Source organism: Flavobacterium cucumis, from assembly GCF_900148835.1.
In the GTDB taxonomy this organism is placed as follows: Bacteria; Bacteroidota; Bacteroidia; order Flavobacteriales; family Flavobacteriaceae; genus Flavobacterium; species Flavobacterium cucumis.
The window spans coordinates 131,839-144,838 of sequence record NZ_FRYK01000001.1; the positions used below are offsets into that span (position 1 = coordinate 131,839).

At 34.5% G+C, this 13,000-nt stretch carries 13 protein-coding genes and 1 tRNA gene; 8 read left to right on the forward strand and 6 right to left on the reverse strand.

The window, feature by feature from the left end; translation table 11 throughout:
• Positions 1-13: 13 nt before the first annotated feature.
• Complete coding sequence (locus BUE95_RS00610; RefSeq protein WP_084530205.1) at positions 14-739, forward strand: head GIN domain-containing protein; 726 nt, start codon at positions 14-16, stop codon at positions 737-739.
• Between the two features lie 236 nt (positions 740-975).
• Positions 976-1,818, forward strand: coding sequence for a GIN domain-containing protein (locus BUE95_RS00615; RefSeq protein ID WP_073580464.1), 843 nt, complete (start codon positions 976-978; stop codon positions 1,816-1,818).
• Positions 1,819-1,883: 65 nt separating this feature from the next.
• Here BUE95_RS00615 and trxB read toward each other — a convergent pair whose 3' ends face one another.
• Both trxB and BUE95_RS00625 read right to left on the reverse strand, forming a co-directional pair.
• The gene (gene trxB / locus BUE95_RS00620) at positions 1,884-2,831 is read right to left on the reverse strand and encodes a thioredoxin-disulfide reductase (protein WP_073580466.1); all 948 of its coding nucleotides are present in this window, start codon (positions 2,829-2,831) and stop codon (positions 1,884-1,886) included.
• Positions 2,832-2,964: 133 nt separating this feature from the next.
• Positions 2,965-3,039: transfer RNA gene (locus tag BUE95_RS00625), tRNA-Pro, on the reverse strand.
• A 190-nt stretch (positions 3,040-3,229) separates the two neighbouring features.
• On the opposite strand from BUE95_RS00625, the gene udk reads away from it, so the two are divergent.
• Genes udk through scpA form a run of 6 tightly spaced genes read left to right on the forward strand, consistent with a single transcriptional unit; the run spans position 3,230 to position 8,335 of the window.
• A complete protein-coding gene (gene udk, locus BUE95_RS00630) occupies positions 3,230-3,838 on the forward strand; it encodes a uridine kinase (RefSeq protein ID WP_073580468.1) in 609 nt (202 codons plus the stop codon).
• Entirely contained in the window at positions 3,838-4,191 is a 354-nt protein-coding gene (locus BUE95_RS00635) for an FtsB family cell division protein (RefSeq protein WP_073580470.1), read from the forward strand. The genes udk and BUE95_RS00635 overlap by 1 nt, the downstream gene beginning before the upstream one ends.
• 11 nt (positions 4,192-4,202) lie before the next feature.
• Positions 4,203-5,564, forward strand: coding sequence for a methylmalonyl-CoA mutase subunit beta (locus tag BUE95_RS00640; protein WP_073580472.1), 1,362 nt, complete (start codon positions 4,203-4,205; stop codon positions 5,562-5,564).
• 27 nt (positions 5,565-5,591) lie between these two features.
• Complete coding sequence (locus BUE95_RS00645; RefSeq protein ID WP_073580474.1) at positions 5,592-5,912, forward strand: hypothetical protein; 321 nt, start codon at positions 5,592-5,594, stop codon at positions 5,910-5,912.
• Complete coding sequence (locus BUE95_RS00650; protein ID WP_073580476.1) at positions 5,902-6,195, forward strand: type II toxin-antitoxin system RelE/ParE family toxin; 294 nt, start codon at positions 5,902-5,904, stop codon at positions 6,193-6,195. Before BUE95_RS00645 ends, BUE95_RS00650 begins: the two co-directional genes overlap by 11 nt.
• A gap of 10 nt (positions 6,196-6,205) precedes the next feature.
• Positions 6,206-8,335, forward strand: a complete 2,130-nt coding sequence (gene scpA, locus BUE95_RS00655) for a methylmalonyl-CoA mutase (protein WP_073580478.1) — start codon at positions 6,206-6,208, stop codon at positions 8,333-8,335.
• 90 nt (positions 8,336-8,425) lie between these two features.
• Here scpA and BUE95_RS00660 read toward each other — a convergent pair whose 3' ends face one another.
• From BUE95_RS00660 to BUE95_RS00675, 4 genes are all read right to left on the reverse strand, one after another.
• Positions 8,426-10,054, reverse strand: a complete 1,629-nt coding sequence (locus BUE95_RS00660; protein ID WP_073580480.1) for an amidohydrolase — start codon at positions 10,052-10,054, stop codon at positions 8,426-8,428.
• Positions 10,055-10,128: 74 nt separating this feature from the next.
• Positions 10,129-10,665 carry a tetratricopeptide repeat protein gene (locus tag BUE95_RS00665; RefSeq protein WP_073580482.1) on the reverse strand — a complete coding sequence of 179 codons (537 nt, stop codon included), beginning with the start codon at positions 10,663-10,665 and terminating at the stop codon, positions 10,129-10,131.
• Positions 10,649-11,341 carry a peptide chain release factor H gene (gene prfH, locus BUE95_RS00670; RefSeq protein WP_073580484.1) on the reverse strand — a complete coding sequence of 231 codons (693 nt, stop codon included), beginning with the start codon at positions 11,339-11,341 and terminating at the stop codon, positions 10,649-10,651. The genes BUE95_RS00665 and prfH overlap by 17 nt, the downstream gene beginning before the upstream one ends.
• Position 11,342: 1 nt before the next feature.
• Positions 11,343-12,734, reverse strand: coding sequence for an RtcB family protein (locus BUE95_RS00675; RefSeq protein WP_073580486.1), 1,392 nt, complete (start codon positions 12,732-12,734; stop codon positions 11,343-11,345).
• Between the last annotated feature and the right edge of the window lie 266 nt (positions 12,735-13,000).

The window sequence follows — 13,000 nt, forward strand, 5'->3', positions numbered from 1 at the left end:
AAATTAATCGATTATGAAAACAGCTATTAAACTATTTCTCTTTATCATTTCATTGTCTTTTTTTTCCTGCAATACCAATCTAAATTTTGGAGACGGAATTGAAGGAAGTGGTAATGTAGTAACAGAAAAAAGAACAATTAAAGAGTCATTTGAGAAAGTTACTGTAAGTACAGGTATTAATTTACTTGTAGAACAAGGCACACCAAATGCAGTAGAAGTAGAAACCGATGATAATCTATTGCAATATGTGATTACTAAGGTTGAAAACGGAACTTTAATTGTTAAAATGGAAGGCAACATTAATACCCTTTCATCGATTGATGTAAGAATTCGAATGAATACAATTTCAGGATTGGAGAGTACCAGCGGATCTCGAATAAACACAAAAAACACATTAAGAGGCACATCATTAGCTATAAAATCTAGCAGTGGTAGTGAAATCAATGCCAAACTAGAATACGAAAGCATAAGTTGTGAATCGTCAAGCGGAAGCAATATTACCGTTGCAGGTAAAGCCTTAAAGCTAACAACTGCCTCATCAAGTGGAAGTGAAATTGACGCAAATGAATTAGCCGCAAATGATGTCTATTCACAATCAACTAGCGGAAGTACAACTCGAGTTAAGCCTATTTTAAAATTAGATGCCAAGGCTTCTAGCGGAAGTACAATAGAATATGTTCAAGCTCCAAAATCAATCGAAAAAGAAGAAACTTCTGGAGGAAGCGTAGATGGAAATTAAGAACAGACTGTTTGAAAAATTTTTAACAAATTATTAATATTCAAACCTTTAAAAATATTTAATTTTACACTGCAATCAACTAAACTAAAAACTATTCTCATGATAAAGCTAGTCATTCAAATAATAGAATTTGTATTTACTTTCATAGCTGCTATGATAGAAGCAATAATATAATTTAAAAACATCGGAACTTACACCGATGTTTTTTTATATTTGTAGAATAAATACAACTAATAATGTTAAAAAAAATCCTCTTTTTACTTGTTGCGTTCATTGCAACTTCGTCATCCTTTTGTCAAAAAAAAGATAAAATAAAAGGATCTAAAATAGTTACTATAACACTCAAAGAATTGAAAAGCTTTGAAAATATTGAAGTAAATGATAATTTCGAAGTCTTATTAGTAAAAGGAGAACAAACTTCATTAGAAATAGAGGCGGATGATAATCTTCACGAAATTATCAATTATGAAGTCTCAGGAAATACATTAAGAATTAATGCTTTGAAAGAAGCAATTAGCTTCAAAAAATTTTCGGTAAGAATAAACTATTCAGACAGTCTAAAATTAATTATTGCACGAAACGAAACCGTTTTAAAAGCGCTAGCTGATTTAGATGTAACGAATATAACAATCAAAAATTACAACGAATCTAAGTCTTTTCTCAACGTAAAATCAAAAAATTTCTCCTTAATTCTAGATGACAAATCAGAAGCAGAAATAAATGTTAAATCTGAGAACACTACTTTAGAATTAAGTAAAAACAGTGAATTAAAAGCTCTAATTACTGCTACAGATACCAAAATTGACATGTATCAAAAAAGTAGCGCTACTGTTGAAGGAACTACTACCAATGCAAAATTTAGACTTGATAATAATTCCGATTTAACAGCTAAAAAATTCGCAATAGAAAATCTTGAAATTGACATTGAAAGTTATTCAAAATGTGCAACAAGTGTTAGTAAAGAAATCCACATTGAGTCTTCTGGAAAATCCCAACTCGAATTATTTGGAGAACCCAAAATAACTATTGGAAAGTTTACTGATAACGCTACCCTTTACAAAAAAGAAAATAACAGATAAGTAACGAAACAACATAAAAAAGCTCCTTTTTTTTAAAAAAAGGAGCTTTTTTATGTTGTTAATAATTACCCTTTCGAAGCTAAATAACGTTCTGCATCTAAGGCAGCCATACAACCTGTACCCGCAGCTGTAATTGCCTGACGATAAACATGATCTGCCGCATCACCTGCAACAAATACACCTGGTACATTTGTTTTTGAACTTCCTGGTACATTTACAATATAGCCTGTTTCGTCCAACGTAATATAATCTGCAAAAATATCAGTATTTGGCTTGTGACCAATCGCTACGAAAAATCCTGTTGCTGGAATTTCAATAACTTCTCCTGTAGCTCTATTTTTAGCTTTTACTCCTGTCACCACTTGTCCATCACCTAAAACTTCTTCCGTTTCCGTATGCATTAAAATTTCGATGTTCTCCGTTTTCTGTACACGTTCTGCCATAATTTTAGAAGCTCTAAATTTATCACTACGAACCAACATCGTAACTTTTTTACATAATTTAGATAAGTAATGTGCTTCTTCACAAGCACTATCTCCTGCTCCAACGATTACCACTTCCTGATTTCTATAGAAAAATCCATCACAAACAGCACAAGCTGAAACACCACCACCTAATTTTAAATAATGTTGCTCCGATGCTAATCCTAAATATTTAGCGGATGCTCCAGTAGAAATAATTACCGTTTCTGCGTGGATTTCAATCGTATCATTAATCCAAACTTTATGAATAGCTCCAGAGAAATCTACTTTAGTAGCCCAACCATCACGAATATCCGAACCAAAACGTTTTGCTTGCTCTTGCAACTGAACCATCATTTCAGGTCCGGTTACACCATCAGGATATCCAGGAAAATTTTCAACTTCATTAGTTGTTGTTAACTGACCTCCAGGTTGCTGTCCTTGATATAAAACTGGATTCATATTCGCTCTAGCCGCATAGATTGCTGCAGTATAACCTGCTGGACCAGAACCTATAATTAAACATTTTACTTTTTCGATTGTATCTGACATAACTTTTAATCTTTTAAGAGTAGCAAATGTAAGTTTTTAATTAAAATTATTTCTTAAAATTGAATTAGTTTTAACTATAAGTGTATAGTTTTTTGAAATAAAAAAACCTTCCTGAAGTTTCAAGAAGGTTTTGTCGGGGTGGCAGGATTCGAACCTGCGGCCTCCTGCTCCCAAAGCAGGCGCGATAACCGGGCTACGCTACACCCCGAATTTGTGAGTGCAAATATAGGACTAATTTCTATTGTTCCAAACAAATCAATTCTTTTTTTGAAATAAATCTTCAGTACTATTCAAACTATATTTTTTAGCCGATTAAGCACAAACTTTCTAACCAAAAACAAAAAACACTTAGAATATTATTTCTATTTTTGCTAAAATTAAAAAAGACAACCTTTTATATGCTAATTATTGGAATTGCCGGTGGTACCGGAAGTGGAAAGACAACAGTTGTTCATCAGATTATGAATGAGTTACCTGCAACAGAAGTAGGCATCATCTCTCAAGACTCTTACTATAAAGAAACACACCATTTGAGTTATGAGGAACGCACTAAAATAAATTTTGATCATCCTAGAGCCATTGATTTCGAATTGTTAGTAGCCCATCTTAAAGATTTGAAAGTTGGAAAAACAATTGAACAACCCGTTTACTCTTTCGTTACACATGATAGAACTGACGATAAAATCATCACACATCCAAGAAAAGTAATGATAGTGGAAGGAATTTTAATTTTAACGAATCCCGAATTAAGAGATATGTTTGATATCAAAGTATACGTTCACGCAGATTCAGACGAACGTTTAATTCGTCGTTTAAAACGTGATATTGCAGAACGTGGTCGTGACATGGAAGAAGTTTTGAATCGCTATCAAACCACATTAAAACCCATGCATGAGCAATTTATTGAACCTACAAAGGCTTTCGCTGACATCATTATTCCAAATGACAAATACAATACGGTAGCTATTGATGTAGTGCGTGCCGTAATCAACCAAAGAATTGCATAATGACAAAAATAAAGAATTTAATTGCCAAATATCCTTTTTTAGCGTTCATTATGAATCGCTACATTTTGGTATTAATTCTTTTTACGGTTTGGATGCTTTTCTTTGACAATTATTCCTATTTAGAACATCGTGTTTTAGATAAGGAAATTGAAGAAATTGAAAATAATATTCAGTATTATAAAACTGAAATCAAAAAAGACAGCACAAAAATCAAAGAATTGAAAAACGATGACCGAATCGAAAAATATGCGCGCGAGAAATATTTCATGAAACGCGATAACGAAGACATCTATATCATCGAATTTGAAGACGAAAAGAAAGCTGCTGCCGAAAAAACAACTAGTAACAATTAAACATATAATTCGTGGCTAATAACAATTTATTTTCCGATTTTGAAGCCGTTTCTTCTAAACAATGGAAGCAACAAATTCAATACGAACTAAAAGGTGCTGATTACAACGAAACCTTAGTTTGGGAAAGTCCAGAAGGCATTAAAGTAAAACCTTTTTATCATAACGATGAAGATTCGATTGCTTCAAATGCTATTTCATCTGCAAAACCTTTTTCAATAGTTCAAAATATTTTTGTTCACGAAGTAAAAAAATCGAATGCTCGTGCGCTAGAAACATTACAAAGAGGAGCAGAAAGCGTTCGTTTTACTTTAGAAAATGATTCTGTTTCTATTGAAGAATTGATGCAAAATCTTCCGTTAGAAAATGTGAATTATTATTTCGATTTACCTTTTCTTTCTGTTGAATTTTCAAATAAAATTAATGAATTTGCATCAAAAAATAAAGCCAACATTTTTATTCAAAATGACCCAATCGAACAATTAGCAAAGGACGGAAATTGGTTTGAAAACCTTGAAAAAGATTTCGAAAAGCTTAATACAATAGCTTCAAAAACAACTGTCCCGTTTTTAACTATTTCAAGCGGAATTTATCAAAATGCTGGCGCGAATATCGTACAACAATTGGCTTACACTTTAGCACAAGCAAACGAATATTTCAATAGAATTCCAGCTATTAACCAACCGATTACAATTGAAGTAGCTGTTGGAACAAATTACTTTTTTGAAATTGCTAAACTAAGAGCGTTACGCATTTTATTCAATACATTAGCATCAGAATACAATCATAATTTTGATTGTCATATCATAGCAACTCCAACAAAACGCAACAAAACCTTATACGATTACAACGTAAACATGTTGCGTACGACTACCGAATGTATGTCTGCCATTTTAGGTGGAGCTGATGCAGTTGCGAATTTAGCTTACGATGCCATTTATCACAAAGACAACGAGTTTGGCGATAGAATTTCGAGAAACCAATTGTTAGTTTTAAAACACGAAAGTTATTTCGATAAAGTAAATAATCCAGCTGATGGTGCTTATTATATTGAAACGTTAACAGAACAATTAGCCGAAAAAGCCTTGGAATTATTCAAAGACATCGAGAAAAATGGCGGTTTGATTTCGCAATTAATTGATGGAACTATCCAAAGAAAAATCAACGAAAGCGCTCAAAAAGAACAAGAACTTTTCGATTCAGGGAAAGAAGTTTTATTGGGAACCAACAAGTATCCAAACAAAAACGACCAAATGAAAAACGACTTGGAATTGTATCCTTTCGTAAAACAAAACGCCAGAAAAACGCTAATCACACCGATTATCGAAAAACGTTTGGCTGAAAAATTAGAACAAGAACGATTAGCTTCAGAATAATTTCGTAACTTTCAGAAAAAGAAGACCATGGAAGCAATTAGAAGATTTGTAAAAGTAAAAAATCATCAAGTAAACATTACTTTACCTGAAGATTTTAATGCAGAAGAAGTAGAAGTTATTATTCTTCCAACTTCCAAGGAATATCAAATTCCACAATGGCAAATTGATGAAGTTAGAGAACGAACCGAAAACTATTTGAAGAATCCTTCAATTGGAATTGAATTTGATGATAATACTTTATCTGACGAAGATAAAAAGTTATTGGATTTTAGAGCCAATCAACCAAAAGAAGACTTCATTTCAGGAGAAGAATCAATAAACAGATTGAAGAAAAAATATGGAATATAAGGTTATTGTTTCGCCATTAGCAATTAATGATATTGAAAAAATTACCGACTTTTATGAAGCCATAACTATTGAGATTGTGATCAGATTCTTGGAAGAACTTGAAGAAGCATATAAAGTTTTAAGTATAAATCCTCATTTCCAAATTAAATATAAATCATATAGGTCGATTCCTCTAAAAGTTTTTCCTTTTATATTAATTTTTGAAATTGACGAACACAATAAAGAAATAAAAATATTAAGTTGCTTTCATACATCTAGAAGCACCAAAAAATACCCAAAATAGTTTTATAACTATGAGAAAAAACATACAACATTTAACTTTGGAGAAATCCAAAAACTTGAAACCTGAAACGTTAAACTTGAAACAAAAGTTTACAACTGCCGAAGGAATTGAAGTAAAATCAACTTACACTAAAGAAGATATTGCTACTTTAGAACATCTTGGTTTTGGAGCTGGTTTTGCACCAAATCTTCGCGGACCTTACGCAACCATGTACGTTCGCCGACCTTGGACGATTCGTCAATATGCGGGATTTTCTACTGCGGAAGAAAGTAATGCTTTTTACAGAAGAAATTTAGCAGCTGGACAAAAAGGTTTATCCGTTGCCTTCGATTTAGCTACACACAGAGGTTACGACTCAGACCACGAAAGAGTTGTTGGTGATGTTGGAAAAGCTGGAGTTGCGATTGACTCGGTGGAAGATATGAAAGTACTTTTCGACCAAATTCCGTTGGGTGAAATGTCGGTTTCGATGACGATGAATGGTGCGGTTTTACCTATTATGGCGTTCTACATCGTAGCAGCAGAAGAACAAGGCGTTGCTCCTAACCTATTGTCGGGAACGATTCAGAATGATATTTTGAAGGAATTCATGGTGCGAAATACCTATATTTATCCACCAACGCCTTCAATGAAAATTATTGCGGATATTTTCGAATATACGAGTAAAAACATGCCAAAATTCAACTCGATTTCGATTTCGGGTTACCACATGCAAGAAGCGGGAGCTACTGCAGATATTGAATTAGCTTACACTTTAGCAGATGGTTTGGAATACATTCGTACCGGTTTAGCAGCGGGAATGGATATTGATACGTTCGCTCCTCGCCTATCGTTTTTCTGGGCGATTGGAATGAATCATTTTATGGAAATTGCAAAAATGCGTGCCGGTCGTATGCTTTGGGCAAAACTATTAAAACAATTCAATCCAAAAGACGAAAAATCATTAGCTTTAAGAACGCATTGCCAAACTTCGGGTTGGAGTTTAACCGAGCAAGATCCTTTTAATAACGTAGCTCGAACTGCTATTGAAGCAGCGGCAGCAGCCTTTGGAGGAACGCAATCGTTACATACGAATGCTTTGGACGAAGCGATTGCTTTACCAACCGATTTCTCCGCTCGAATTGCTCGTAATACCCAAATCTTTTTACAAGAAGAAACCAAAATTTGCAAAACGGTGGATCCTTGGGCAGGAAGTTACTATGTAGAAAGTTTAACAGCTGAAATTGCTGAGAAAGCTTGGGCACTAATTGAAGAAGTAGAAGCATTAGGCGGCATGACCAAAGCGATTGAAGCGGGTATTCCAAAATTAAGAATTGAAGAAGCGGCTGCGCGCAAACAAGCCCGTATCGACAGTAGTCAAGATATCATTGTTGGAGTGAACAAATACCGTTTGGAAAAAGAAGATCCATTACATATTTTGGATGTGGATAACCAAATGGTGCGCAAACAACAAATTGAACGTTTAGACCAAATTAAAGCGACTCGCGATAATGCTAAAGTTGCCGAATGTTTAGCAAAATTAACCGAGAGCGCTAAAAATGGTGGTGAAAATTTACTATCTTTAGCAGTAGAAGCAGCACGAAACAGAGCTACATTAGGCGAAATTAGTGATGCTTTAGAAGTAGTTTTTGGAAGATATAAAGCACAAATTAGAAGTTTTAGCGGCGTGTATAGTAAAGAAATTAAAAACGACGAAAGTTTTGAAAAAGCAAAACAATTAGCCGATGCTTTCGCGAAGAAAGAAGGGCGTCGTCCTCGTATTATGATTGCGAAAATGGGACAAGACGGTCACGATCGTGGTGCGAAAGTTGTAGCAACAGGTTATGCCGACGTTGGATTTGACGTGGACATTGGTCCGTTATTCCAAACGCCACAAGAAGCTGCAAAACAAGCGGTGGAAAACGACGTACACATTTTAGGCGTTTCTTCGTTAGCGGCGGGACACAAAACTTTAGTACCACAAGTGATTGAAGAACTAAAAAAATATGGAAGAGAAGATATTATGGTAATTGTTGGTGGCGTTATCCCAGCACAAGACTACCAATTCTTATTCGACACTGGAGCAGTAGCTGTTTTTGGTCCTGGAACTAAAATTAGCGATGCCGCAATTACGATATTAGAGGTTTTATTGGAGGAGTAAACCTCATTTAATCAATATACCAACAAAAAACCAGCTTTACAGCTGGTTTTATTATTTAAATTCATCATTCATGTGTAACTTCCGTAACCGCTATTTTACTTTCTTTCCTTTAATAAAAACTTGAGTTGGTAAAATATAGGGTACCTTTGCAATTGGTATTGTCATGATATCTTCTGAAAAAATTGTAAAATCCGCCCATTTTTCAACTTCTAAACTTCCCTTTTCTTGCTCTTCAAAGTTGGAGTATGCAGCCCAAATAGTCATTCCTTTCAATGTTTCTTCTCGAGTTAAAGCATTTTCCATTTGAAATCCATTGGCAGGATAATTATTCAAATCTTTTCTGGCTACCGCTGAATGAAAAGTAAGCATTGGATTGACCTCTTCAATAGGAAAATCAGTCCCTAACGCCACTAAACCTGCCTTTTGCAATATTTTTTTATACGCATAGGAATGTTTTATTCGATCTTTTCCAACTCTTTCTTCTGCCCAATACATATCTGAAGTAGCATGTGTTGGTTGAACAGAAGGAATAATTCCCCTCGCAAAATAATCGAAATCTGTTTCTCTCATAATTTGCGAGTGTTCAATACGCCATCTCCTGTTCGGTTTATCTTTTAAAACATCAGTATAAATTTTCATTAATACTGTATTGGTAGAATCACCAATAGCATGCGAATTCATTTGATAATCTGAATTTGCAATTTGTTTTGCAATGCTTTCAATCGCCTCAATGGGTTTTAACAAAGCACCAAACTGTTTAGGCTTATCTGAATAAGGCAAATGCAAACAAGCGCCTCTTGAACCTAAAGCACCATCCCCCATGAATTTAAAAGAACGAACATTTAACTTGTCTGTTTTATATATTCCTTTTCTGGTGTAATAATCTAAGTTTTCTTTAGACGTTTTAACCATTGCATAAATGTTCAAATCCAAAACATTTGCTTTTTGTAAACTATCAATTAATTCAATAATCTCTCGATCTAAACCCGCTTCATTTATAGTGGTTATTCCATAATTAAAAACATTTTTTTCAGCATCAACTAAAGCCTGAATCTTAGTTTGTCTATTAGGTTCTGGAATAATAGCACTCACCAAACCCATAGCATTATCAACTAAAATACCAGTCATTTCTCCTCCAATCACTTCAATTTGTCCTCCTTCAATTTTGGTTTGTGTGGTAATTCCCGCTAACTCGAGTGCTTTTCCATTTACAAGCATCGCATGATTATCAATTCTTGTTAAAACCACAGGAATATCTGGAAACAACTCATCCAATTTCGCTCTAGAAGGAAACTCCTTAATTGACCAATCATTCTGATCCCATCCTCTACCCTGAATAAAGGCTGTTTTCTTTTCCTTTTGAAACGCTACAATACGTTCAATAATTTCATCAAAACTTTTGGTGTTTTTTAAATCCACAATTTGCATATCGAGTCCAAAACGATACAAATGGGCATGGGCATCATAAAAACCCGGATAAACAAATTGATTTTTAGCATCAATTGTTTCTTTGGCTTCAAACTTACTGTCTAAATCTTGAGTTGTGCCCGTAAAAATAATTTTCCCATCCAGAATAGCAATAGCCTCAACTATTTCAAAAGAATCATTTACAGTATAAACCTTGGCATTTTTGACTACTAAATCAACCTGCTCTTTGTTTGAAGCACAAGATCCCAAACTCAATATCGCGAAGAAGGAAATGGTTTTTAAGATATTCATTGTGTAATGTTTAGATATTAAATTTAAAGGTAAAAACTTACATTCGAATAATCAAAATATTTTATCCTTAAAAATTAGTTTCTTATTTTTCTTTTCTTTTTAGATTTCTCAGACTTCTCTTTTTTCTTTGGTTTCAAAAGTTCTTTTTTTGCTCTTAGACGTTTTTCAACCTCATCGATTTCGTATGTTTCATTGGTAAATGTATTCCATTTAACCTCATCTATTAATTTTAAAGCTGCTTTAATAGTTGCTTGACGCTCTAATAATTGGACTTTCTTGAGAAGAATTACCATCCTATTAATCCCTTTCACGGTTAAAGCAAAGTCAATTAACTTAGAAGCTTCTTCATAATCCTCATTTAAAAGTAAGGTTTCAATATAATAAGGATATACTGCTACGGCATCCATATTAATTGCCAAAACTTCTTGAAAATAACGTTTTGCTTCCTCATAATTTTGCAATTGCTCTGTTTGAATTCTTCCATACAAACATAATGCTGTTGTATTTTTAGAATCGTATGACATGGCATAATCTAAAGACTCAATGGTTTCTTCCAAGGAATAAGGATAGTTATCCAAAGCCTGAAACAAGTATTTATCTATATTTTTCATTTTTTAATTCGTTTTTTAATTGCTGTCGCACAGCTTTAAATTTCTTTTCTACTTTGAGTTTCTTAAAATCAGAACCTTCAAAAGTTCGTATCGGATTTCCTCGTTCTACCGCTAATTGATTTGTCCATTGAGTTTGAAATTGTTGTTTCAAAAGATTCAATTGAGCTTCATTTAGTTTGAGTAACAAACGTTCAGTCGCTAATTTCTTGTTCTGATGTTGCGAACGTGAATCCATACTCACCACACTAATTCCTGTTGGCACATGTGTCGCTCGAATCGCCGAACTCACTTTATTCACATGCTGTCCACCCGCTCCCGAACTTCGTATAGCTTGATATTGAATATCCTTTTCAGAAAAAGTATTCGATTGAATTGTATCCCCTTCAAAGATTCCAATAAACCAATTGCTTCGCTTGTGAAACTTTCGAAACGTACTTTTTCCAATCCACTGAATGGTTCCTACCCATGAAGCTACAAACTCTTCCGCTTCATTTCCTGTAATTTGAACCATAGCCGAAGCTACCGTCCCATTTTCCGAACCTGCTTCGCGTTGCAAGACAGTCGCTACTAAGCCAAGTGCTTCTGCTTCTTGCAACACTTTTTTCAATACTTGTGCTACTACCCAAGTACATTCTGCAGACCCTCTCCCTGAGGTAATTTGAATGATCTTCTCCATCTTATCGGTCCATTCTAACAATTTTCGGTGTGAAAGTCCCTAACACCTCTACTAATTCGGTTTGTAAATTCATGACAGTATGAATATTCTTGTATGCCATCGGCGCTTCATCAATATTTCCGCCAATCAACGTCACATCATTATCCGCCAAGACTTTTTTAATCTGACTTTGCGTAAAAGTAGCTTTACATTTCGCTCTCGAAAACAAACGACCCGCCCCATGTGAAGCCGATTGCAAACTATCTTCATTTCCTTTACCCATTACAATAAATCCTGGTGCAGTCATCGAACCGGGAATAATTCCCAATTGTCCTTTGGCCGCTGGAGTTGCCCCTTTTCGATGCACGATACATTCTTTACCATCTACTAGTTCTTTCCAAGCAAAATTGTGATGATTTTCAATAGTTACCACAATACGTTTTCCTAATGCTTTAGCCAATCTTCTATGAATATCTTCGTGACACGCTTTAGCATAGTCTCCAGCTAAATTCATAGCCATCCAATATTCTTGACCATCATGCGTGTTCAAATCCAACCAAGCTAAATGTTGCACATTCTTTGGTAACGGACATTGCTTACTTGCCAAATACGTATAATGCTTGGCAATATTGGCACCCAATCCTCTTGAACCACTGTGCGATAAAACCGCAACGTACTCTTTGGCTTCCAATTTCCATTCTGGTAATGGATTGTCTAATTTCACAATACCGAATTCCACAAAATGGTTTCCTCCTCCAGATGAACCTAACTGCTTGTAAGCTTTGTCTAACAGTTGCTTAAGCAATGGAATGGTTTTGAATTCGTCTCGATAAAATACTTCGTGATCTGCTTTCGTTTTATGCGTTTCACTCATTCCAAATTTGGTATTATCTTTCAAAATGGCTTGTAATTGATGGTCTTTTCCTTTGAAAAAAGACGCTGGTAAATCGAAAATCGACAAACTCATTCTACAACCAATATCTACTCCAACTCCATACGGAATCACTGCATTTTCGGTTGCTAAAACGCCACCAATTGGCAATCCATAACCAGAATGTGCATCGGGCATTAAGGCACCTTTAACTGCAATTGGTAATTTTAAAGCATCGTACAATTGAAACTTTGCTTGTTCGTCAATTTCGTTTTCTCCAAAGATGGAAAAAGGCACTCGAGTAGTTTTTAATTCGTTAAACTTTACTTGAACCGGATTGATTAAACCTTCCGCTACTTTTCCCCAAGTACCATCTCCTTTGAATTGTTCTGGATGAAGTAATACTTGTTTCGCTTCGGTTAAAATACTTTCCTTTTTTTCTCTTTTTCGATATCTATTAATTTGCCCTAAGGCAATATTTATTGCATTATTTTTTGGGAAGCCTAATTTAATTAAGTCTTTCCCAGATAGTTTATTTCCCATGATAATTTTAAAAATGATTCATAACAATGAACTGCAGTAAACCAAATAGGCATACTTAGCACATTGCAAAATTTTGAAAACGTTTCGGGAAAATTTTTTGAAGGTTCTAGAATAAACAAAAAAAAGCCCGAAACTAAATGTCTTCGGGCTTTTTCATATATGTTGTTTTTATCTATGATTGCGTTAAGCCACGAAGAAGAGCCACACCAGTTCCTACTGATGAATTGCTTTGAGGTAATGATTTGAATACAAACATTTTTCTTCGT